General features: G+C 45.3%; 20 protein-coding genes and 1 other annotated feature. Of the genes, 1 reads left to right on the forward strand and 19 read right to left on the reverse strand.

All coding sequences use genetic code 11. From position 1 onward, the window contains the following. Nucleotides 1-48: 48 nt before the first annotated feature. Together BVI01S_RS07715 and BVI01S_RS07720 are read right to left on the reverse strand one after the other, a co-directional pair. On the reverse strand, nt 49-924 hold the full coding sequence (locus BVI01S_RS07715) for a YicC/YloC family endoribonuclease (RefSeq protein WP_061809840.1): 876 nt from the start codon (nt 922-924) through the stop codon (nt 49-51). A gap of 170 nt (nt 925-1,094) precedes the next feature. Beyond that, complete coding sequence (locus BVI01S_RS07720) at nt 1,095-3,776, reverse strand: cation-translocating P-type ATPase (protein ID WP_061809817.1); 2,682 nt, start codon at nt 3,774-3,776, stop codon at nt 1,095-1,097. 214 nt (nt 3,777-3,990) lie between these two features. Here BVI01S_RS07720 and BVI01S_RS07725 point away from each other — a divergent pair, with 214 nt between their 5' ends. Further along, entirely contained in the window at nt 3,991-5,694 is a 1,704-nt protein-coding gene (locus BVI01S_RS07725) for an Rqc2 family fibronectin-binding protein (protein ID WP_061809818.1), read from the forward strand. 104 nt (nt 5,695-5,798) lie between these two features. On the opposite strand, the gene pyrE is transcribed toward BVI01S_RS07725, so the two are convergent. The 17 genes from pyrE to BVI01S_RS07810 all read right to left on the reverse strand — a co-directional run bounded on the left by pyrE (nt 5,799) and on the right by BVI01S_RS07810 (nt 24,486). Beyond that, nucleotides 5,799-6,422, reverse strand: a complete 624-nt coding sequence (gene pyrE, locus BVI01S_RS07730; RefSeq protein WP_061809819.1) for an orotate phosphoribosyltransferase — start codon at nt 6,420-6,422, stop codon at nt 5,799-5,801. Then, nucleotides 6,419-7,129, reverse strand: a complete 711-nt coding sequence (gene pyrF / locus BVI01S_RS07735) for an orotidine-5'-phosphate decarboxylase (RefSeq protein WP_061809820.1) — start codon at nt 7,127-7,129, stop codon at nt 6,419-6,421. The genes pyrE and pyrF overlap by 4 nt, the downstream gene beginning before the upstream one ends. Beyond that, a complete protein-coding gene (locus tag BVI01S_RS07740; protein WP_034755789.1) occupies nt 7,101-8,042 on the reverse strand; it encodes a dihydroorotate dehydrogenase in 942 nt (313 codons plus the stop codon). The genes pyrF and BVI01S_RS07740 overlap by 29 nt, the downstream gene beginning before the upstream one ends. Beyond that, the gene (locus BVI01S_RS07745; RefSeq protein WP_061809821.1) at nt 8,039-8,812 is read right to left on the reverse strand and encodes a dihydroorotate dehydrogenase electron transfer subunit; all 774 of its coding nucleotides are present in this window, start codon (nt 8,810-8,812) and stop codon (nt 8,039-8,041) included. The genes BVI01S_RS07740 and BVI01S_RS07745 overlap by 4 nt, the downstream gene beginning before the upstream one ends. Then, on the reverse strand, nt 8,809-12,021 hold the full coding sequence (gene carB, locus BVI01S_RS07750) for a carbamoyl-phosphate synthase large subunit (RefSeq protein WP_034755794.1): 3,213 nt from the start codon (nt 12,019-12,021) through the stop codon (nt 8,809-8,811). The genes BVI01S_RS07745 and carB overlap by 4 nt, the downstream gene beginning before the upstream one ends. Further along, nucleotides 12,014-13,105 (reverse strand): carbamoyl phosphate synthase small subunit, encoded by a 1,092-nt coding sequence (locus BVI01S_RS07755; protein WP_156029913.1) that lies wholly within the window; start codon nt 13,103-13,105, stop codon nt 12,014-12,016. The genes carB and BVI01S_RS07755 overlap by 8 nt, the downstream gene beginning before the upstream one ends. Beyond that, nucleotides 13,102-14,388 carry a dihydroorotase gene (gene pyrC, locus BVI01S_RS07760; RefSeq protein ID WP_061809822.1) on the reverse strand — a complete coding sequence of 429 codons (1,287 nt, stop codon included), beginning with the start codon at nt 14,386-14,388 and terminating at the stop codon, nt 13,102-13,104. The genes BVI01S_RS07755 and pyrC overlap by 4 nt, the downstream gene beginning before the upstream one ends. Before the next feature lie 16 nt (nt 14,389-14,404). Continuing rightward, nucleotides 14,405-15,283, reverse strand: coding sequence for an aspartate carbamoyltransferase catalytic subunit (locus tag BVI01S_RS07765; RefSeq protein WP_061809841.1), 879 nt, complete (start codon nt 15,281-15,283; stop codon nt 14,405-14,407). A gap of 167 nt (nt 15,284-15,450) precedes the next feature. Beyond that, the gene (locus BVI01S_RS07770) at nt 15,451-16,779 is read right to left on the reverse strand and encodes a solute carrier family 23 protein (RefSeq protein ID WP_061809823.1); all 1,329 of its coding nucleotides are present in this window, start codon (nt 16,777-16,779) and stop codon (nt 15,451-15,453) included. 148 nt (nt 16,780-16,927) lie between these two features. Next, nucleotides 16,928-17,473 (reverse strand): bifunctional pyr operon transcriptional regulator/uracil phosphoribosyltransferase PyrR, encoded by a 546-nt coding sequence (gene pyrR / locus BVI01S_RS07775; RefSeq protein ID WP_034755802.1) that lies wholly within the window; start codon nt 17,471-17,473, stop codon nt 16,928-16,930. Between the two features lie 194 nt (nt 17,474-17,667). Beyond that, entirely contained in the window at nt 17,668-18,579 is a 912-nt protein-coding gene (locus tag BVI01S_RS07780; protein ID WP_034755805.1) for an RluA family pseudouridine synthase, read from the reverse strand. Next, complete coding sequence (gene lspA, locus BVI01S_RS07785) at nt 18,551-19,045, reverse strand: signal peptidase II (RefSeq protein WP_034755807.1); 495 nt, start codon at nt 19,043-19,045, stop codon at nt 18,551-18,553. Before lspA ends, BVI01S_RS07780 begins: the two co-directional genes overlap by 29 nt. A 106-nt stretch (nt 19,046-19,151) precedes the next feature. Further along, nucleotides 19,152-19,433, reverse strand: a complete 282-nt coding sequence (locus BVI01S_RS07790) for a hypothetical protein (RefSeq protein ID WP_034755809.1) — start codon at nt 19,431-19,433, stop codon at nt 19,152-19,154. Nucleotides 19,434-19,573: 140 nt separating this feature from the next. After that, nucleotides 19,574-22,345 (reverse strand): isoleucine--tRNA ligase, encoded by a 2,772-nt coding sequence (ileS, locus tag BVI01S_RS07795; protein WP_061809824.1) that lies wholly within the window; start codon nt 22,343-22,345, stop codon nt 19,574-19,576. Between the two features lie 121 nt (nt 22,346-22,466). After that, nucleotides 22,467-22,700, reverse strand: a binding site (T-box leader). Nucleotides 22,701-22,748: 48 nt separating this feature from the next. Beyond that, nucleotides 22,749-23,264, reverse strand: a complete 516-nt coding sequence (locus BVI01S_RS07800; RefSeq protein WP_034755815.1) for a DivIVA domain-containing protein — start codon at nt 23,262-23,264, stop codon at nt 22,749-22,751. A gap of 89 nt (nt 23,265-23,353) precedes the next feature. Continuing rightward, complete coding sequence (locus tag BVI01S_RS07805; protein ID WP_061809825.1) at nt 23,354-24,124, reverse strand: YlmH family RNA-binding protein; 771 nt, start codon at nt 24,122-24,124, stop codon at nt 23,354-23,356. Between the two features lie 98 nt (nt 24,125-24,222). Then, a complete protein-coding gene (locus BVI01S_RS07810) occupies nt 24,223-24,486 on the reverse strand; it encodes a YggT family protein (RefSeq protein WP_034755819.1) in 264 nt (87 codons plus the stop codon). Nucleotides 24,487-24,494: the final 8 nt, after the last annotated feature.

The raw sequence follows: 24,494 nt of genomic DNA on the forward strand, positions 1-24,494 counted from the left end.
TCCTAATCAATAGTTTAGTTTCGCCTGAATGATAGGAAACTAAACTTCTTATTCTACATTTTGCACTTGTTCCCTCAGCTTCTCAAGTGTTGATTTCAGTTCCACTACAATGGTGGCGATGAGGGAATCATTTGCTTTCGACCCAATCGTATTCACTTCCCTGTTCATTTCCTGGATCATGAAATCCAGCTTCCTGCCTACAGGACCACAATCGATTAATGTGGAGTGAAAGTACTGAATATGACTTTTAAGTCTTGTCAATTCTTCCGTTATGTCAGACTTATCGGCAAAGATGGCCACTTCCGTAAGCAAACGGCTTTCATCGAAAGATGTTTCGTTGTATTCGGAAATTCTCTTTCTTAGTCTTTCTCTATATTGATTGACCACTTCCGGAGCATGACTGGACAGTTCAATGATATTCTTTTCAAACTGACTAAGATGGACGAGAAAATCTTTCTTGAGAAGTTCCCCTTCTTTCTCCCTCATCACTTTAAGGTCCAGCGCTGCTTCATCCACAGCTTTTAAAACCAGATTCTCAAGCTCTTCATTTTCTTCCTCCATCTCTTCGATCATGATGAATTCTTCTCTGTTCAGGAGATTGGATAATTGCACTTCATCTTTTAATGAAAAGGTTTCTTTCACTTCATTTACTAACTGATAATAATCTTGAATGAGCTTCCAGTCAATATGAAGATTTTTATGCACAAGGCCGTCCCCTGTGATGGTAATGAAAATATCAACTTTTCCTCTTTTAACATGGTGGGATACTTGCTTCTTGATTTTATCCTCTAGCTTCATTAATTGTCGCGGCATTCTTATGTAACATTCACTGAATCTGTGATTCACGGATTTCATTTCAACCGTTACAGTATGTTGTGCAGAGTCTGATTTGCTTCTTCCAAAGCCTGTCATACTGACAACCATTACGATCACATCCAATCCTTTGACGGTATTCGTATGTAAGATAACCGAATTCACTTTCATCTCGTGCTGATAGATTGAGAAGGGAAGCACTCACTTATGTACAACATATCTCTTTATATAAAAAAGGTAATAGAGGATTTTCTCTATTACCTTTTGGATTATACCACATTTCACTGTTTTTTTCTTGCAAAAAATGACCCTGCGAGTAAAAAGGTTGGAACGGAGCTTAACCCAATGATCAAGAGCCAATCTTTCAGTACGATCGGTACTGTATGGAAGATCGGTTGCAGGGAAGGGATATAGATGACCAAGAGCATTAATATGAGTGAAGATAATACGGCAAAAACGAGATACATGTTCCCGAACGGATTTCTTGAAAACACCGATACTTCACTTCGGCAGTCGAACACATGGATCAGTTGTGCCATGACCAGGGTAGCGAACGCGACGGTTTGGGCATATGCCAAGTGATCTGGATGAGTTTTATACGATAGCATGAACGCAAGCAGCGTCGCCCCGCCGATCAAGAATCCCCTGGAGACCACTTTCCACCCGAGCCGCCTTGCAAACACACCTTCCTTTGGGTGTCTCGGTTTTCTTCTCATGACATCATCTTCCGGTTTATCTAGACCCAGTGCCATGGCAGGGAGGCCATCCGTCACCAGGTTCACCCACAAAATCTGAATCGGTACCAATGGAAGCGGGAGCGCCAGAATCATGGCAAACAACATGACAAGAATTTCACCTACGTTCGAAGCTAACAGATACCGTATGAATTTGCGGATATTTTCATAGATGTTCCTTCCTTCCTGTATGGCTGATTTAATCGTAGCGAAGTTATCATCCAACAGGACTAACGAAGAAGATTCCTTTGATACGTCCGTGCCTGTAATCCCCATGGCGACTCCAATATCAGAGGATTTTATGGCAGGGGCATCGTTTACCCCATCCCCTGTCATCGCCACGACATGCCCTCTGTTTTGGAGGGCTTTGACGATTTTCAGTTTATGCTCAGGTGATACCCGGGCAAACACTGACACTTCATCCACTATTTCTTCCAGTTCATGCACTTCCATTACGTTTAATTCTTTCCCATCCATGACGCGGTCTTTATTTTTCAAGATGCCGAGCTGTTTGGCAATGGCTTTCGCCGTCAGAACATGGTCCCCGGTGATCATGACCGTTTTGATCCCGGCAGCACGACACTCTTTCACCGCCTGCTTCACCTCAGGTCTCGGAGGGTCGATCATCCCTTGTAAACCGATGAAGGTAACCCCTTCTTCCACGTCCTCTTCCACCAACGCTTCAACAGCACGTTCCTTGATCGGTTTATACGCAATCGCAATGTTTCGTAAAGCGTTGGATGACATCTCACTAATGGCCCCTTCTACTTTTTCAGTGACCTCAGGTGATTTCGGTTGAAGCCTTCCCTCCCACAGGAACGATTCGCTTTTCCCGACCAATACATCAGGAGCACCTTTCGTTACAGAGAAGTGCTTTCCATTCTGGTCGACCACGATGATACTCATCATCTTCCTTGTGGAATCAAAAGGGAACTCTTTGACAATCGTGAATTTTTTCTGCAATGATTCCCTGGAAAGCCCTGCCTTTAATCCTGCTACAAGAAGAGCCCCTTCAGTGGGGTCACCATCGACGATAAAGGTTTTATCACGGGTTACAAGCTCTGCATGATTGCACAGCATCCCGAAAGTCAGCAGCTGCTGGAGTGCATTCTCACTGTGAGGCGTCACCCGTTTTTCCCCGGTATAAAATTGGCCGTCTGGTTCATATCCGGTGCCGGTGACGGTCCACGTCCTTCCTCCACTCCACAGATGGGTGACCGTCATCTTATTCTGGGTCAAGGTTCCGGTTTTATCAGAACAGATCACCGATGCACAGCCTAATGTTTCCACTGCCGGCAGCTTTCGGACGATGGCTTTCTTCTTGATCATCCTTTGAACACCTAGGGAAAGGGCAACCGTCACAATGGCAGGCAACCCTTCAGGTATGGCTGCTACGGCCAATGAAACCCCGGCTAAGAACATCGTATACATATCATGGCCCTGGATCACGCCGATTCCTACAACCAATCCTGTCAGTACAAGAGCAACCGTAATGAGGATCTTTCCTAACTCTTCCAGTCTTCTCTGAAGAGGAGTGGTCATGGTTTCTGCGTTTTGGATCATATCGGCGATTTGCCCCATTGCCGTTTTCATACCGATCGAAGTCACGACACCAATTCCATTTCCCCTCGTGACCATCGTTCCCATAAATGCCATGTTCTCCAAGTCCCCGAGACTCATATTTTCTCCATTTACAGGGTTTGTGGATTTGGTGACGGGTAAAGACTCCCCGGTCAGGGCGGATTCTTCTATTTCAAGATTATTGGCTTCAATGAGACGAACATCCGCCCCGATCCGGTCTCCACTTGCAAAGCGGATGACATCCCCAATGATGACATCCTTCGAAACGATTTTTACCCACTTACCGTCCCTTAACACTGAAACCTGGGGTGCAGAGAGCTCCTTTAAAGCCTGAAGCGACCTCTCGGCTTTCCGCTCTTGGAAAAAGCCTAAAAAGCCGTTAATGAACACAATGGCAATAATGGCGATCGCATCGATGTATTCACCGAGTAAACCTGAAATGAGCGTGGCTGCCAATAACACAAGAACCATAAAGTCCTTGAACTGACTGAAAAACAACAATAAAGCTGACTGCTTCTCAGCTTCTTCTAATTGATTGTACCCAAATTGTTTCCGTCTGATTGCAACCTCTTCTGTTGAAAGCCCTTCTTGATAATTGGTATTTAACGACTGCTCTATGTCCTCTTGTCTCATCTCATGAAATTTCATGCAACCATGTCACTCTCCTCCTACGATACGAAAAGTTGTCCTTCTCATAGCATTCTTATTCAGACTCGTCCTAAAAAATGATATGATTTAAGTATGTTTTGCATTTTCCCTTTCAGGGAGATAAAATCGGTTACATTTGATACACTTTTCAACCACTCCCTAGTCGGAAGAAATCAAACTATACTGAAATCGCATGAAGCAGAGGATGTTATATATGTCATTTGATGGATTATTCACAAGAAACATGACGAAAGAATTAAATGAAAACCTATTACACGGACGCATAAACAAAATACACCAACCTTATAAAAATGAAATCATTCTGGTTATCCGGGCAAATGGAAAGAACCATAAAGTGCTCTTATCCGCTCACCCAAGTTACTCACGTGTTCAATTGACGGCTGAGAATTATGACAACCCCTCGGTTCCACCGATGTTTTGTATGCTCTTGCGGAAACATCTTGAAGGATCGATCATTGAAGGGATCAGTCAGATTGAATTAGATCGGATGATTGTATTCGAAGTGAAGGGCAGAAACGAGATCGGGGATATATCTTATAAACAACTGATCATTGAAATAATGGGCCGGCACAGCAATATCATCCTGGTAGATAAAGAACGAAATATGATTCTTGACAGCATCAAGCATATTTCACCAAGCATGAACACCCATCGTACTGTATTGCCTGGCCATACCTACGTGTTGCCGCCTCAACAGGATAAAATCGATCCACTTGAAGCAGACACTGTAGATGTTTTACGTGCCCTTGATTTCAATTCGGGTAAGCTTGATAAACAGATCGTCCAATCCTTCGCCGGTATCTCACCGCTTTACGCGAAGGAAGTCGTACACCGTGCAGGGATCGGCAGCGGGGCAGCCATTGCCGAGTCATTCCTATCATTGATTGCTCATGCAAAAAACTTTGATGTAGCGCCGACCCTGATCACAGCAGATAAGGAAACATTCTACTGGATGGACCTTCAACATCTTCAGGGTGAAAAACAAACATTCCCTTCCTTGAGTGAACTGCTTGACCGTTTCTTTTATCAGAAGGCTGCACGTGATCGAGTCAAGCAACAAGGAAATGACCTCGAGCGGTTCATTCGAAATGAAAGGGATAAGAACGTCAACAAAATAACGAAACTGGAGCGAACGCTTGACGATGCCCAACAGGCTGACCGCTATCAGCTGCTCGGTGAACTTCTTACTTCGAATCTATATGCCGTGGAACGTGGGATGACGGAGGTGAGCGTAGTCAATTATTATGACGAAAACGGGGAAAGTATCACGATTCCATTAAATCCTCAAAAGTCGCCTTCGGATAATGCACAGAATTATTTCTCACGTTATCAAAAAGCGAAGAATGCCATAAAGATCGTCCATGAACAAATTGAAAAAGCACAGGAAGAGATCGTGTATCTCGAACAATTACTGCAACAATTAGAATCTGCTTCAACGAAAGATGTGGAGGAAATCAGAGAGGAACTCGAAGAAGAGGGTTACCTGAAGGTCCGCAAGCAAACAAAAAAGAAAAAGGCCAATATGAAGCCCGTATTGGAACAATACACGTCAACTGACGGAACACAGATCCTGGTCGGTAAAAACAATAAGCAAAACGACTACTTGACCAACCGGGTTGCTGGAAGAGATGAAGTCTGGCTTCATACGAAGGATATTCCAGGTTCTCACGTTGTCATCAAGAGTTCCAACCCAACTGATGAAACGATCAAGGAAGCGGCCAATATTGCCGCATACTTCAGTAAAGCCCGTGAATCCAGCTCCGTACCCGTTGATTTTACCGAAGTCAAACAGGTCAAGAAACCTAAAGGTGCCAAACCCGGATTTGTCATATACGAAGGACAGCAAACCGTTTACGTGACACCGGATCTCGATTTGGTCCGATCGTTGAAAGATTGATATAGCAAAGATGCACTTTCATCCAGTAATGATTCCACCGGATGAAAGTGTTTTTATTTGGAAGAATGACAAAAAGCAACTCAAAAAACGAGTTGCTTTCCCCTTTACATCCCCCATGTCTCAGGGTCTTTTCTCCAAAGCTTCAATTGTTCCCATTCACTTTCACGGATGATCTCATTTTGGACCGCTACCTCAAGTAAGCTTGAATAATCAGAGAGGGCATAGGATGTAATGTTTTGTTCTTCAAGCATTCTTTTCCCTTTTTCCAATTCATATGTGAAGATCGCAACCACCCCTAATACGTCACATCCCGCTTCTCTTAAGGCGTCAACCGCAGTTATACAGCTGCCTCCCGTGGAGATCAGATCTTCAACGACGACAACCTTTTGTCCCGGTGCCGCGATCCCTTCAATCTGCTTTCCTTTTCCATGGGCTTTAGGCTTTGACCGGACATAACACATGGGAAGATTTAATTTCTCGCTCACCCACGCGGCATGTGGAATTCCCGCCGTCGCTGTTCCTGCGATGACTTCCGCTTCCGGAAAGTGCTTTCGGATCAACTCGGACAGTCCTGTTGAAATGCTGTCCCGCACTGAAGGATACGAAAGTGTCAGTCGATTATCACAATAAATCGGTGACTTTATGCCGGATGACCAAGTAAATGGCTCCGTCGGGTTTAAAAATACGGCTTCGATGTCGAGTAATTTCTTTGCGATTTCATGTTTCATTCTTTGCCCTCCCATTCATGTACGATCCGTTCATAAGCAAGGACCGGATTCGCAGCACCTGTAATGCTTCTTCCAACGACGATGTAGGAAGAACCCATTTCTTTCGCCATTTGCGGTGTAGTGACTCTTTTTTGATCTCCTATGTGATCTTCTGCTAACCTGATCCCGGGAGTGACCCGTAAAAAATCATTCCCGCAATGTTCTTTTATCAGACCCGATTCGTGTGGTGAACATACCACCCCATCAAGTCCCGCATGCTTTGCAAGAGTGGCATAATGCAGGACGGACTCATTGATGGTCGTGTGGATAAGCTGTTCTTCTTGCATCTGTTCTTCCGTTGTCGAGGTCAGTTGTGTGACGGCGATCAGATTTGGGCGCTTATGATTGGCAGGGGTTCCGGCATGGAGACCCTCCAGCGCCTTTTCCATCATCATGCTGCCGCCTGCAGCATGGACGTTGACTAGCTCCAAATCGAATCCTGCAAGTCCTTTCATGGCTCCGTATACTGTATGAGGGATATCATGAAGCTTCAGGTCCAGGAAAATCCGATGATTTTTATTTAATATCTTCTCAATGATCACCGGACCATTTTGAAGGTACAACTCCATTCCAACTTTCACATTCAGACTTTCTGAAAATTGATCCAGGAAGGTTGAAGTCATCTCCCATGTCGGGAAATCAAGTGCTATGAACGGTGCACGATTCATGTTTCCCCCAGCTCCTTCCGGTTAATTCGGATATATGTTCGACTCCGAGCTCTTCAAGTAGAGGCGGTAACTCATTGATGATCCGCTGACATACGAATGGGTCAACGAAATTTGCCGTCCCGACTGCGATGGCACTGGCTCCTGCATAGAAGTATTCAATCACATCTTCAGCTGATTGTATTCCCCCCATCCCTATAATCGGGAGATCCACCTGCTGGCTCACTTCATAGATCATCCTGATGGCAACCGGTTTAATGGCTGGGCCGGATAATCCGCCGGTCTTGTTCGCAAGAACCGGCTTGCCCGTCTTCATATCCAGTCTCATCCCAAGGAGTGTATTGATCATGGTCAGACCGTCCGCCCCACCTGCCTCTACAGCCTTGGCCATGTCGACGATATTGGAGACATTCGGAGATAATTTCACATACAGCGGGACCTGTGAAACTTCTTTAACCTTCTCAGTCAACTCCTTAGCCACTTCAGGGATGGTCCCAAAAGCGATTCCTCCCGTTTTGACATTGGGACAGGAGATATTGAGTTCAAGTGCCTTTACATTTTCAGCAGAAGAAATGACCCTTGCCACTTCCACATAATCTTCCACTTGGGAACCTGCCACGTTTGCAATGATCGGTACATCAAATTGTGAAAGCCATGGAAGTTCGTTTTCCATCACACCTTTGAGTCCGGGGTTTTGTAACCCGATTGCATTCAGCATCCCCCCGTTTGTTTCAGCAACCCTTGGAGTAGGATTTCCAAAGCGGGCCTCTTCCGTCGTCGCTTTGATCATGATCGCTCCAAGCTCGCTCAAATCATAAAACTGACTATATTCACGACCGAAACCAAAGCAGCCTGATGCCGGCATGACCGGGTTCTTCAAAGACAAGCCTGGCAATTCGATTTGTAATGATTTCATAAAAGCACCGCCCCTACTGGAAATACCGGTCCGTCACTGCAAACCTTTACGTAACTCGACCCTTCAGGATCATCCTGTTTATGACATACGCAGGCGAAACAAGCCCCGATTCCGCATCCCATCCGCTCTTCTAATGAGATAAAACCGCGTTTGCCCTCCAATTGCCTTTCAAGAGCTTTCAGCATGGGTGTCGGTCCACAGGAATAAAACACATCAAAGTCCGGCTTCTCTTCAGAGATGACATCTGTTACAAATCCTTCACTTCCAAGGGAGCCGTCTACAGTGGCAACATATGTTAGCCCAAGTTCCCCGAACTTATCTTCATAAAAGCTCACTGATTCATTTTGAAAACCAAGAATGTGCTTCACTTCCCAACCGCTTTCTACAAGCTTCCTGGAAAGACCGTAGAGGGGAGGAACGCCAATCCCTCCACCTATTAACAGTGCGGTCTTACGTTGGCCATCCACGGAGAAACCATTACCCAAAGGTCCCAACACGTCGACCCTATCACTACGATCCACCAGGGAAAGGAGTCGTGTCCCTTTCCCTTCAGCCCGGTAGATCAGGGTCATGGTATGTTGTTCAGGATCGTGGCAGGCGATGGAAATCGGCCTTCTCAGTAATGGGTCTATTCCCGTCCCGACTTTCACATGAACGAACTGTCCCGGGGCCTTTATTTCATCCACCAGGCTCCCTTGAAGAACGAGTTCATAAATGTTTTCAGCTATCCGTTCATGAGAAAGCACAACCATGTTTTCGTTAACGATCATTGATAAACCGCCTCTTTCACTTTCGGTAGTGAGTCAAGTGCCTCTGCTGAAAAAGTCATAGATTCAATCACTCTCAGGATGGCTTCAGCAGTATCCAGTGACGTAAGACATGGAATGCCGTTTTCGACCGATTCCCTTCGAATTCTGAATCCATCCCGGGCAGGCTGTTTTCCTTTTGTCAATGTATTGATGACAAGCTGGGTTTCACCGCTTTGGATGATATCCAATAATGTAGGACCGCTGGATCCGATCTTATCCACTTCACGGACCGTGATACCTGCCTTGGCCAGATGCTCTGCCGTACCCTTCGTTGCGAGGATTTGATAGCCGATATCGATAAACCGTTGTGCCAGGAGGACTGCTTCATCCTTGTCTTTATCTGCCACGGTCATGAGTACGGAGCCGTATTCCTTCATTTGCATACCTGCAGCGACCATCCCCTTGTAAAGTGCCTTTTCCAATGTCTGATCTTTCCCCATTACTTCCCCAGTAGATTTCATTTCAGGTCCGAGAGTTATGTCCACCCGTCTAAGTTTGGCAAAGGAGAAGACCGGGACTTTGACGTACACACCCTGTTTTTCAGGAACCAGTCCTGATTCATATCCTTGATCTTTCAGGGATATACCAAGGATGGACTTGGTTGCAATATTCGCCATTGGGACATTTGTGATTTTACTGATGAATGGCACTGTCCGGCTGGAACGGGGATTCACTTCCAGGACGTATACTTCGCCTTTTGAAATAACATACTGGATGTTCAGTAATCCAATAATGTTCAACCCTTTTGCCAGTCTCGTCGTATAATCGATAATGGTTTGTTTCTGTTCCTGTGTGAGTTGCTGAGGAGGATACACGGCGATGGAATCCCCTGAATGAACTCCCGCACGTTCGATATGCTCCATAATCCCCGGGATGACTACGTCTGATCCGTCTGAGATGGCATCCACCTCGATCTCCTTGCCGATCAGATAACGGTCGATCAATACCGGGTGCTGTGGATTGACCTTTACTGCATTTTTCATGTATTGAAGAAGTTCTTCTTCCCTGTAAACAATCTCCATTGCCCGTCCTCCGAGTACGTACGAAGGTCTTACCAATACCGGGTAACCGATGCTTTTTGCTATTTCAAGTGCCCCTTCTACGGAAACTGCCGTTTTACCTTCGGGTTGAGGAATGCCGAGCTCATTCAGAGTATGCTCGAATTTATCGCGGTTCTCTGCGCGATCGAGATCCTCAAGTGAAGTACCCAGAATCTTGACGCCTCTTCTCACCAGCTCATCTGCCAGATTAATGGCCGTTTGTCCACCAAACTGGACGACGACTCCCTTTGGCTTTTCCAGGTCGATGATGTGCATGACATCTTCCACCGTCAGTGGCTCGAAATATAATTTGTCCGAGATACTGAAGTCGGTCGAGACCGTTTCGGGATTGTTATTGACGATGATGGCCTCATAACCCGCTTCCTTAATGGCCCAAACAGAGTGAACGGTCGCATAATCAAACTCCACTCCCTGTCCGATCCTGATCGGTCCCGAACCGAGGACGATGACACTCTCACGTTCTGTGACCCTTGATTCATTCTCATCTTCATAAGTGCCGTAGAAGTAGGGAGTTTCAGATTCGAACTCTGCCGCACAGGTATCTACCATTTTATATACCGGGATAAGGTCCTGCTCTTTTCTCCACGTATAGACATCCGCTTCAGAGCTTTCCCATAAACGTGCCATGGTGATATCCGAGAAGCCCATGCGCTTCGCTTTTTCTGCAAGCTCAGGGTTGAAGGGGTTCAACGCCAATTCTTTTTCAAACTCTATGATTCTATTCATCTTATATAAGAAGAAGAGGTCGATTTTGCTCCATTCATGGATGGTCTCGATTGTCACTCCCCTTCTCAGCGCTTCGCCGATATAGAAGAGGCGCTCATCCCCTGCTTTTCTGATCCTTTTCTCAATCCATTCGTCCGTAAATTGATCCGCGTCACTCAATTCCATATGATACGTATTGCTTTCAAGGGAGCGGATCGCTTTCAGTAGTGATTCTTCGAAGGTCCGGCCGATTGCCATCACTTCTCCGGTTGCTTTCATCTGGGTACCAAGGTTTCGTTTGGCCGCTTCAAATTTATCAAAAGGCCATCTTGGGATTTTCGTCACAACATAATCCAGTGCAGGTTCGAATGATGCATACGTTTTACCCGTCACAGGATTCATCATTTCATCCAAGGTCAGGCCGACGGCGATCTTCGCTGCAAGTTTTGCAATCGGATAGCCGGTCGCTTTGGATGCCAGGGCAGATGAACGGCTCACCCTGGGATTGACTTCTATGATGTAATACTGGAAGCTGTCAGGGTCGAGGGCCAGCTGGACATTACAGCCACCTTCGATTCCCAGCTCGCGGATGATATTCAGACTTGTATTCCGGAGCATTTGATATTCACGGTCGCTTAATGTTTGACTTGGTGCTACCACGATGGAGTCTCCCGTATGGATCCCCACCGGATCTATATTCTCCATATTACATACCACGATGGCGTTATCGGCTGCATCCCGCATAACCTCGTATTCTACCTCTTTGAAGCCTGCAATGCTTTTCTCCAGAAGGCATTGTGTGACAGGGCTGTATTTCAGTCCCGAACTTACAATCTCGACCAATTCGTCTTCGTTGTGACAGATTCCCCCTCCGGTTCCACCCAAGGTATAAGCTGGACGGACAATGACCGGATACCCAATTTCATTCACAAATTGATAGGCTTCATCCAGGGAATGGATGATTTCACTGTCCGGAACCGGTTCTCCCATTTCATTCATCAAGTTCCTGAACAAATCACGGTCTTCCGCTTTCTCGATGGCAGATAGCTTCGTCCCGAGGATTTCAACTCCGCATTCTTCCAAGACCCCGGACTGGGCAAGTTCAACAGCCATGTTCAATCCCGTTTGGCCACCTAATGTAGGCAGCAGCGCATCCGGACGTTCTTTACGGATGATCCTGCTGACGAATTCAAGTGTCAATGGTTCGATGTATACTTTATCTGCCATTTCAGCGTCTGTCATGATCGTGGCAGGATTGGAATTTACGAGGATGACCCTGTAACCTTCCTCTTTCAGTGCGATGCAGGCTTGTGTTCCGGCGTAGTCAAACTCCGCCGCTTGTCCAATGATGATAGGTCCGCTTCCGATAACCAAGATGCTTTTAATGTCTGTACGTTTAGGCATGTTGAAGCTCCTTTCTTTTCTCTTCTTTCATCAATTGCAGGAAATCATCGAATAAGTAGTTGGAATCCTCAGGTCCCGGAGATGCTTCAGGGTGATATTGCACCGTAAAGGCCGGATAGTCCAAATGTTTCAATCCTTCTACCGTTCCATCATTTATGGCCAGATGAGTGACCTGTAATCTCGACCCGGCTAAAGATTTTTCATCGACTGCATAGCCGTGATTCTGTGAAGTCAGTGCGACCTTTCCGGATTTTAAATCTTTGACAGGATGGTTGCCGCCACGATGTCCAAATTTCATTTTGAAAGAGTCCCCTCCACACGCCAGGGCAAATAATTGATGTCCGAGGCAGATACCAAAGAGTGGAATTTCACCAAGCAATTCCTTGATCGTTTCAATCGCCTGGGGTACATCTTTCGGATCCCCCGGACCATTCGATAACATGATCCCGTCAGGCTGCAGGCGTCTGATTTCTTCCGCTGAAGTATCATAAGGAACCACAATCACATCACAATCACGTTTGTTCAATTCCCTTAGAATCCCGTGCTTCATCCCGAAATCCATCAACACTACACGGTAACCTCTTCCAGGGCTTGCATAGGCCGTCTTCGTAGAAACCTGTTTGACCTGATCTGTTCGTAAATCTGTCCCATGCAGCTTATCAAGCATTGCCCCGGAATCCAGTTCAGCTGAACAAATAATGCCTTTCATGGCTCCATGCTTCCTGATGATCCTGGTTAACTTTCTCGTATCGATCCCTGATATTCCGGGAATTCCTTTTATTTTTAATAATTCATCCAATGTTGATTCATTTCTCCAGTTAGAAGGGAAGTCCGCCACTTCTCTCACAATGAACGCTTTGATGGCCGGGGTGATCGATTCAAAATCGTCCCGGTTGATGCCGTAGTTCCCTACAAGGGGATACGTCAAGGTGACAAGCTGGCCGCAGTAGGATGGATCTGAAAGGATTTCCTGGTAGCCGGTCATGCTCGTATTGAATACCACTTCACCTATACTTTCTTCATTTGCTCCGAATCCTTCTCCCACGAAAACCGTTCCATCGTCTAAAATGAGTTGTCTTTTCATTGTTCGTTTCCTCCTTCATTCCATACAAGAGATCCTTGATAAAAAGTTGCTTTCGGCCATCCTTTGCATTCCCATCCTTTGAATGGCGTGTTTTTCCCTTTGGACAAAAATCCAGCCGGATTGATTTCCTTTTTTTCATGCAAATCGATGAGCGTAAAGTCTGCTTCTCCTCCTACTTCAAGTAGTCCAAACGGAAGATTAAATGCTTCACTTGGTTTGATGGTCATCCAGTCAATAAGCTGCTTCAGAGAGAAGATCCCTTTTTCCACAAAGTTTGTATAAAGGAGCGGAAAGGCGGTTTCCAACCCGACGATTCCGAACGGAGCGAGCTGCATCCCTTCCGACTTTTCGGCTTCCGTATGGGGCGCATGGTCGGTGGCGATGAAATCGATCGTTCCGTCCAGGAGACCCTCTATAAGAGCCTGTCGATCCTCTTTACTTCTGAGAGGAGGATTCATTTTGAAATTTGGGTCAAGCCCCGGGATATCGTCTTCACAGAGCAGAAGATGATGAGGTGTCACCTCAGCCGTCACGTTGATACCGGCCTTCTTCGCATCCCTGACCACCCGGACAGATTCTTTTGTCGATATATGGCAGACGTGGTAGTGTACCCCGGCTGCTTCAGCTAATAGCACATCCCTGGATATATGTACAGCTTCACAGATGGAAGGAATGCCTGGCAGATTATGTTCTCTGGAGAATGTCCCATCATGGACCGCTCCTCCGTAAATCAAGGTGTTCTCTTCACAATGGGCGACGATTGAGGCATTGATTCCGGCTGCCATCTTCATGGCTTGATACATCATGTCCGCTGATTGTACCCCTACCCCGTCGTCTGTGAATGCAAATGCCCCGTTTTCTTTTAATGATGGTAGGTCATTAAGCGTATTCCCGATTTGTCTTTCCGTGATGGCAGCATACGGTAACACCCGGACACTCGCTGTTTCAGAGATCTTCTGATTCAGGGACTGAAGAGTTTCCACCGAGTCGGGTACAGGTCGGGTATTGGGCATTGCCGCTATGGTGGTGAAACCACCCTTTGCTGCTGATTTCGTTCCCGTTTCAATGGTTTCCTTATGTTCTCCGCCCGGTTCTCTCAGATGGACATGCAGGTCGACAAAGCCTGGTGAAATCACTGACCCTTCTGCTTCAAACTCCTCATGATCTTTCCCTTTAAGCCCTGAACCGATCTCGATGATCTTCTTATCTTCCACCTTTACATCTACAGTCTCAAGATCACCATTCTTCGTTACTATTCTTGCATTCCGGATTAACCAATTCATTTCAGATTCCCCCTAATCAGTTGATTTCAAGTGCTCTTTTTAAAACGGCCATTCTCACGTATACTCCATTTTCCATCTGCTTGAAGATCCTTGATTGCTCACATTCGACCAATGAGTCGGCTATTTCCACACCACGGTTGACAGGTGCAGGATGAAGGATGATAGCGGATGGTTTCATCCTGTCTTTCCTGGATTCCGTCAGTCCGAAGCTTTCATGGTATTCTTCTTTCGTCAGGGTCGAAGTGATCGCGTGACGTTCATGCTGGATACGTAGAAGCATGATGACATCAGAATCGGTTATGCATTCATCTATAGGCAAATAGCAATGTCGGTCTGTTGCTTTGAACCATTCTTTTGGGCCTGAGAAATAGACCTCTGCCCCGAGTTTTGTCAGTGCTTCCGCATTCGACCTGGCGACCCTGCTATGGGCGATATCTCCGATTATGGATACCTTGATTCCCTCGAATCGGCCAAATTCCTGATGGATGGTCAACAGATCTAGCAAACATTGAGTCGGATGATTTCCACACCCATCCCCGCCATTGATCACACTTATGTTAAGAGGGGCCAGTTGATCAAAGTAGCGTTCAAGTGAATGACGGATGACGACCGTATCGACTCCTATGCTCTCTAATGTTTTCACCGTATCATACAGGCTTTCACCTTTTTGGATGCTTGATGTTTGGGCTTCGAAGGGAATGACTTCAAGACCAAGTTTCCTTTCCGCCATCTCAAAGCTGCATTTTGTACGTGTACTTGCTTCGAAGAAAAGATTGGCCGCGTATTTCCCGGTCCGTGACTCCCAGGTTTCACCCTTTTGAAACCGTTCCGCCTGATTCAGTATGTGAATGATTTCTTCTTTTGATAAGTCATTCATCGTCAACAAGTTCTTCATCATGAGACAACCCTTTCTCTCTCTTCTCTTCCAAAAAAAACACCCTGTCATCTTACTGACAGGGTGTTTTTGAACATACTTACAGTGACAGTGCGGAAAAATCCCGCATGTCTTGTTCAAATTCACCCTTCTCAGACTCTCTGGACCATGTTAAAAGGTGTTTCTATTTATGCAACATCTTGCTTAGCCTTCTCTTCTTCGAATAAGTTGTTACTTCCTTCACTTTCTTCCCTGCCCGGCAGGACAAGGTTCAGGAACACCCCAACGATTGCTGCAAGGGCCATCCCAGATAAGGAAACCTGCTCGTTGATCTTTACGAATGCCCCTCCGACTCCGATGACCAGGATGACACTCGAGATGACTAAATTACGCTTGTTCCCTAAGTCTACTTTGTTATCGATCAACATGCGGAGTCCACTTGAAGCGATGATCCCGAACAGCAGGATGGATACCCCACCCATGACCGCTGATGGGATCGAACCGATCAAGGCCGTTATCTTGCCGACAAATCCAAACATGATGGCAAGTACCGCCGCGCCGCCGATGACAAATACGCTGAACACCCGTGTAATGGCAAGCACCCCGATGTTTTCACCGTACGTAGTATTTGGCGGCCCGCCCAGGAAGGAGGCGATCACAGTCGCTACCCCGTCCCCAAGGATGGAGCGGTGAAGACCCGGCTTTTCAATGAAATTTCGTCCTACGACCTTACTTAATACCATCTGGTCCCCTGTATGTTCTGCCAGGGTGACAAGTGCAACAGGAACCATGATCCCTACGATTTCCCATGAGAAGCTCGGAGTGTAGTCCACAAAGGGGACAAAGAAGTCCGGCATCTGGAAGAATGGAGCATCGATTACCTGTTGAAAATCCACCAGCCCTGCGAAAACCGCGATGACATATCCTCCGATGATACCTGCAAGAATCGGGACCATCCCGAGAAATCCTTTGAAGTAAATCGAACAGATGACCGTGATTCCCAATGTGGCAAGAGCCACCATGAAGTGCGTGTTACTGTAAACCAATTGTTCTGCTCCGGGATTTTCATACATGGCCATATTGACGGCCGTTCCGGCAAGACCCAATCCGATCACCATGATGACGGGCCCTACCACAACCGGAGGGAGGATCCTGATCAGCCATTTCAATCCAAGCTTTGATATGAGCAGCGCGACGATTCCATATACAATCCCTGCAAGGAAGCTTCCCATCATGGCAGCTTCCGGTCCTCCCAGGCTCTTGGCAGCGAGGATCGGTGCGATGAAAGCGAATGACGATCCAAGGTAAGCAGGGATCCTCCCCTTCGTGATCAGGAGATAGGCAAGTGTTCCGAGCCCGCTTGAGATCAAAGCAACCCCAGGGCTTAATCCAACCAGGAACGGGACCAGCACCGTTGCCCCGAACATGGCGAATAGATGTTGTATGCTAAGTGTAATCCATTTTCCTATATTAGGTACTTCTTCTACGTCTAACACGACTTGTTGATTTTGATTCATGTTTATTTCCTCCTCCAATACCCATTTTTACCCATTAAAAAACCCTCTTTATCCTAAAGAGGGCACAAAGAGGGTATAAGAAGGCATGATTCTACCTTCATTCCCATCCTTTGTCAGCCTCACTGGACCACTCTTAAAAGGACTTCCATTATTCTTTTTCGTGTATGGCAACTATGTCTTCCTGGTCGACTTCTGATAATGCGACCATGATCTTCTCAGAGCTTGATGTCGGAATATTCTTCCCGACGAAATCCGCCCGTATCGGTAATTCCCTATGTCCACGGTCAACCAGCACAGCCAGTTGAATCTGACTTGGCCTTCCGAGATCCATTAAGGCATCGAGCCCGGCCCGGACCGTTCTTCCAGTGAATAGGACATCATCCACCAAAATGACTTTCTTGTTTGTAATATCAACCGGAAGGTCAGAACCCTTCACTTCTGGTTCATGATCCTCTGTTTTCGTCGTTAAATCATCACGGTATAGGGTGATGTCGATTTCTCCGACCGGAATTTCTTCTCCTTCAATCGCATGAATCCGCTCGGCTAATCGATTGGCAATATAAATGCCCCTTGTTTTGATGCCGACTAAAATGCAATCTTCAATTCCTTTGTTTCGTTCGATGATTTCATGGGCGATCCGTGTGAGCGCCCTTCGAATGGCGGGTTGATCCAGTACTGTTGCTTTCTTTGTCATTTTCGCCACCTCATTTTCTTTTATTTCAATAAAAAATCCCTCTCACCGCAGAGATGAGAGGGCACACTTATCGTTATGATCTGATTGCACGCCAAAGAATTTTTGGTCGTACACTGCTCCTTCTCAGCCTCACGGGACCGTATTAAAGGTTACTTATTCAATTAACACTATCATAAAGGCAAGGTCGAAATTTGTCAACGGTTATTTTCAAGGTGCTTAACCAATTTCGTGAATTCTTCGGGTAACTCCGCATGGAACTCCATATATTCTTCCGTTCTGGGATGGACAAACCCAAGCACACCTGCATGAAGGGCCTGTCCTTCAATGCTTAACGTTTTTCGCGGGCCATATTTCGGATCACCCGCGAGCGGGAAACCGATGTATTTCATATGCACACGGATTTGATGGGTTCTGCCTGTCTCCAGTTCACATTCAACGAGGGTGAAATCTTTATATCGGTCCAGCACCTTGAAATGCGTGACCGCTTGTTTGCCATTATCCACGACAGCCATACTTTGGCGGTCTTTAGGATCCCTGCCGATCGGCGCATCGATCGTCCCGTATTCGTGGGGGATCAGGCCATGTACGATGGCTGTATATTTTCTGGTAACGGACTTGTCCACAAGCTGATTCACCAAATGCTCATGAGCCATGTCATTTTTCGCCACCATCAGCAATCCAGATGTATCCTTATCAATACGGTGTACAATACCTGGTCGCAGCACGCCATTGATTCCTGACAGGTCCTTGCAGTGATGCATCAATCCATTCACCATTGTTCCTGAATAATGACCCGGTGCAGGGTGGACGACCATCCCTTTCGGCTTATTTACGACGATGACATCCCCGTCTTCATAGGCGATATCAAGGTTAAGATCTTCCGGCTCTACGTCCAATTCTTCCGGTTCCGGAATCGATACAGTGATGACTGCATTCAACGGACACTTGAAGTTAGGTTTCACCGCTTCTTCATTTACTTTAATATGACCTTCTTTTATCCATTGTTGAACCTGGGAACGGGACCAATCCTTATTCAACTGGCTAACGACCTTGTCAATTCGTTCTCCCTGGTTTTCCTCAAGTATGTTGTGCTGAATTACTTCCATTTTTGTTCTCCTTCTTTGCTTTTCGTTCGTCTAAATACATATAAATCAGTAACAGTGCTACTCCAATGGTTAATGCTGCATCGGCAATATTAAAAATCGGGAAATCATAGGAAAAGATGTATGTATTTAAGAAATCGACCACTTCTTTTCTGAAGACACGGTCAAGAAAGTTTCCAATTGCACCGCCTAGCATGAAAGCAAGACTCAGACTAAACAATGAATGTCCTTTTGCATGGACTTGCATATAATACACGATACCTACAATCACTATTAATGTAATAATGTAAAAAAACCACATTTGTCCTTGGAGTATTCCCCATGCTGCACCTTGATTCCGATGAGAAGTAAGATAAAAGACATTATCTATGATCGAAATGCTTTCTCCCTCGGTCATTCTTCTTACAACCAACCATTTTGTTAATTGATCCAGTCCAATTACAACCAAAGCCACTAAATAATAATACACAAAGGCAACCTCCGAACATCTTTAAATGATTACCTTTGCATTTTAGCATAAAAGGGGAAATAAAGACACTTAAACTGGAGAAGAACGATGGAAACGCGGGAGAAATTTACGAATAGGATGAGATCTTCCCAAACCTTCTCCATTCGTATGCATTTTCAATCGTCGTACAGGTTGGGTTCATCAACATGTAATCGAATGGGATTTCCTGCCCGCTCAATTCACAATAACCGTATTGATTCTCCCGGACACGACTCAGTGCCTGTTTCACTTCGGTGATCTCGTCGTTTATATATTGCTGGATTAAAGGGTGTTGAGATTGACTTGCTTCAAGCTCTTTCAAGGATTGTTTAAGCTCTTCTACAATGGATGTGTATCGGTCATATGTCATCTTGATCCCTCCACTTATAGTATGGGGGAAATGACCCTGAATATTGTGTTGCAAGATATAGCAATTATGGAATTTGAAACACTTTAGTATAAAGACAAAAAAAAGGTGACCTGTCACATGACAGGTCACCTCTTACTTGATTATGCCAGATGAGAATAGCTTTCTTTCACAACGGATGCACATCGTGTGCAAAGTGTTGGATGATCTTTATCCTCTCCTACTGTTGGTGTTACGATCCAACAACGGTCACATGTTTCACCTTCAGCTTTTTCAACGACAATGTTGTTTTCACCAAGGCTTAACGCATGCTCTGGAGCCTCGTTCACCTTTCCGCCGATTTCAAAGGCTGATACAATGAACAGCTGTTTTAAGTCTTCTTTGATGGAATCAAGTAAGCCTTTCGTTTCATCATTGACGTATAGGGTCACTTTAGCCGTCAATGACTTACCGATCACCTTCTGATTGCGTGCTTCCTCAAGTGCTTTTAAAACATCATCTCTTAATTCTAAGAATGTGTTCCATTTTTCCTTCAATTCATCCGCATTTGCGAGTTGTTGTACTTCAGGCATATCGGTCAGTTGGACACTTTCGCCCTCTGCACCCGGGATGTATGCCCAAACCTCATCTGCTGTATGGGAAAGGATCGGGGACATCAGTTTCGTAAGTGCTACCAGGCTTTCATACAATACCGTCTGAATCGCTCTGCGCTCATAGTGATTTTCTGACTCGATATACAGAACATCCTTTGCAAAATCCAGGTAGAACGAACTCAAATCCAGTGTACAGAAATTATTGACTGCATGATAAATGCTTGCAAATTCATATTTATCGTACGAATTTTTCACATTCTTCACAAGATCATTCAGCTTCACGAGCATAAATTGATCCACTTCTCTTAATCCATCAAAGGATACCGCATCTGTTTCAGGATTAAAGTCAGAAAGGTTCCCCAACAAGAAACGATAGGTGTTACGGATCTTACGGTAGACTTCAGCAACCTGCTTCAAGATAGGGTCAGATACTCGAACATCTGCCTGATAATCAACAGACGCTACCCAAAGACGAAGGATATCGGCTCCAAGTTGTTTCATTACCTTTTCAGGGACAACGACGTTCCCTAATGATTTACTCATCTTTCTTCCATCGCCATCAAGAGCGAATCCGTGACTTAACACGCCTTTGTAAGGGGCTTTACCCGTTACGGCTACGCCTGTTGTCAATGAAGAGTTGAACCAACCACGATATTGGTCGGATCCTTCCAGGTAAAGGTCTGCAGGACGCTGCAAGTCATCTCTTTCCTCAAGAACGGCCTGATGGGAAGATCCTGAATCGAACCACACGTCCATGATGTCCTGTTCTTTCGTGAATTTCCCATTGGGACTGCCTTCATGTGTAAATCCTTCAGGTAAGAGTTCTTTTGCCTCTTTTTCAAACCAAATATTTGATCCGTGATCACGGAAAAGCTTGGACACATGATCGATCGTTTCATCTGTGATGATTTCCTGACCATTCTCAGCATAGAATACCGGGATTGGCACTCCCCATGCACGCTGACGGGAAATACACCAGTCTCCACGGTCTCTGACCATATTGAATAGACGGGTTTCTCCCCATGCGGGAACCCATTTCGTATCCTTTACCGCCTGGAGTAATTCTTTACGGAATTTATCGATGGATGCAAACCACTGTGCCGTCGCCCGATAAATAACAGGCTTTTTCGTGCGCCAGTCATGTGGGTAAGAGTGGGTGATGAAGTTTAACTTCAATAATGCCCCCGCTTCCTGAAGCTTTTCTGTGATTGGTTTATTGGCCTTATCATAGAATAAACCTTCAAACCCAGGAGCTTCTGAAGTCATGACCCCTTTATCATCGACGGGACATAACACATCCAGTCCATATTTCTTCCCTACAAGGAAGTCATCCTCCCCGTGCCCTGGAGCTGTATGGACACAGCCAGTACCTGAATCAGTCGTAACATGCTCACCAAGGACCACAAGGGAGTCACGATCGTACAGTGGATGTTTTGCTACGATATGCTCGAGTTCTCCACCCTTGACCTTTTTGGTCACAGAATGATTTTCCCATTCAAGATTCTCGGCGACGTCTTCAAGCAAATCTTCGGCTACGACATAGCTGTTTTCCTTCACATTTACAACGACATAATTCAAGTCCGCATGTACGGCAATTCCAAGGTTCGCAGGGATCGTCCACGGTGTGGTCGTCCAGATGACGAGTTGGGTTCCTTCATCAAGGACACCCTTACCTTCTGTAACGGCAAAACCTACATAAATGGACGGGGAACGCTTGTCCTGATACTCGATTTCAGCTTCTGCAAGGGCTGATTCACTTGAGGGGGACCAGTAGACAGGCTTCTTCCCTTTATAGATATAACCCTTTTTCGCCATATCACCGAAAACTTTGATTTGCTGTGCTTCATATTCAGGTTTTAATGTGATATACGGGTTTTCCCAATCGCCCCGTACACCTAATTGCTTGAATTGCTTGCGTTGATTATCAACTTGCTCATACGCATACTCTTCACATAATTTACGGAACTCGGCGATCGTCATTTCTTTACGCTTTACGCCTTTATTCGTTAACGCCTGCTCAATCGGCAAACCGTGAGTGTCCCATCCTGGAACATACGGGGCATGGTAACCGCTCATGGACTTATAGCGTACGATAAAGTCTTTCAGGATCTTATTCAATGCGTGACCCATATGGATATTCCCATTGGCATATGGAGGACCATCGTGAAGGACGAATAAAGGACGATCACTCGTTCTTTCCTGTACCTTTTGATAGATGTCCATCTCTTCCCACTTTTTCTGTGTATCCGGTTCACGCTTCGGTAAGTTCCCTCTCATCGGGAATTCCGTTTTCGGCATCAATAATGTATCTTTATATTCCATGAAATCATCCTCCTAATCATATCTCTCTTAATTGCCATCTTTTCTATATCATTCACTTCTTAATCAGGCAGGGTGAACTTTCCTTTTTTTCGAGAAATAAAAAAAAGCTTTCTCATCCCTGAATAGGGACGAGAAAGCCTTTCCCGCGGTACCACCCTCATAAAGACCTAATTTGGCCTTCACTTGTTGATTCGTAACGTGAATAAATCGCCACTCATTACTCTTCGGAGAAGAATTTCATGAGCAGGGCTCGAGGGTGATCTTCCGGGCTTCTTTCCTTGTCGGGCTTACACCGTCCCCGACTCGCTAGAAAGGATTCATGATAAGTACGTACTGTCCCTGTCTTAGCCTATTAATACAATTAAGATTGTTGTTCAATTATATGAAAGTATTGCTCTTTTCGTCAAGACAATGTCTCTTCTTCTTTTAAAGTTTTTAAATCCGTTGCATCCAAATCGAATTCCATTAACTGATCCCAGTCATTTGTATCAAGAAGATCAAGCTGTGCTTCGATCAACATTTTGAAACGAGTACGGAACACTTTTGACTGCTTCTTGAGTTCTTCTATCTCAATGGCAATCTTACGGGCTTTGGAAAGTGATTCATTCACGATCCGATCGGCATTCTTCTCGGCTTCCTTAATGATCAGCTTTGATTCTTTCATTGCATTCCGTTTAACTTCTTCCCCTGCTTCTTGCGCAATGACGATTGACTTATTTAACGTTTCCTCGATGCTTGTAAAATGACCTAAACGTTCATTCAATGAGTTTAAACGTTCTTCCGTTTCTTTCTTCTCTCGGATCAGAATTTCGTAATCTTTAATAATCTGATCTAAAAATTCGTTAACCTCGTCCTCATCATAACCACGAAAGCCACGACTAAATTCTTTATTATGTATGTCTAATGGCGTTAAAGGCATGGGAGCCACCTCCAGTACTTGGTGAATTACATATTTATTATAACTAAAATTTCGACAGTATGTGGGAGAATTCCTCTATTTTTCTGAAATTATTTCAGAATCCCCACAGAGATTCGCCATTTATCCCGTTTTGTTCTTCCTTCAACGGAGAGCACCTTACTTCTTCCGTACCCTCTGGCAGATAGAACATCGGAAGCTTCGACTTCAAAGGAGGGATTTTCAACTGCTTTCCAATTCACTTTTACATGTCCGCTTTTGATCAAGGTTTGAGCCTTTTGACGGGAATCATTATAGATGGCTGCAAGGACTACATCCAGCCTCATGGAACTGACGGTAGTCGTTTTCTCCTGCCATTCTTCCCGGTTTTCCATTCGTTCACTCTGTGGAATATCCTTTAACGAAATCTTGGCTTTCCCTATTTGGGTCAGTTCCATCTGGACATAATCTGCAATTTCATCTGCAAGCATCAGCTGAATGGTATCCTCCCCTGTCAGGATATCCCCGAACTTATCTCTTTTCAATCCAATTGACATCAAGGTCCCTAATACCTGTCTATGTTCTATTGTAACAAACTTCGAAGGGTACTGTATTTCAAATAACCGTATTCCAAAATCTTCTTCCTCTGGCTGATAATAAGGTGGATACAATAAAGCTCGTTTCCGCTCCGTATTCTCAGGATAAAAGGATAAAAGGATTTCATCGTTTTGACCAATGATGGACCTGACAATATGCTGCTGTCTCGGGTCCAAAAAGTCCGTTCGTTTCGCTGTATATTGATCTTCCACCGTCTGCTTCCACTGGAGCACCGCATCTACAAATTCCTTCTCATCCGGCCTGAAATGTTGATAGATCGAAGACATACTCATCACCCCCTCTGTGTTTTACCCAAAATAAAAGGACCGAAACTGTTTGACCGGTTTCAGCCCTTTATAGATATCTTTCCTTACCATAGTCCTGATTAAATAAGCCATCTAAATAATTGGTACAACCCGGATTGGGCCAGATTCAGCACAATGAATGCCACAATCGGTGAAATATCAATCATACCGATCGATGGGACAAATCGTCTGAACGGTTCTAAATACGGTTCACAGATCCTTGCAAGGAACTGTCCGATCGACGTCTCTCTGGCATTCGGGAACCAGGACATTAGAATATAAATGATTAACGCCCAGGAGTATAGTTGTATTAGTTTTGACAAAATTTCATAAAGCATTACCATAATTTACA

Origin of the sequence: Rossellomorea vietnamensis NBRC 101237, from assembly GCF_001591825.1 — a bacterium.
Classification (GTDB): domain Bacteria; phylum Bacillota; class Bacilli; order Bacillales; family Bacillaceae_B; genus Rossellomorea; species Rossellomorea vietnamensis.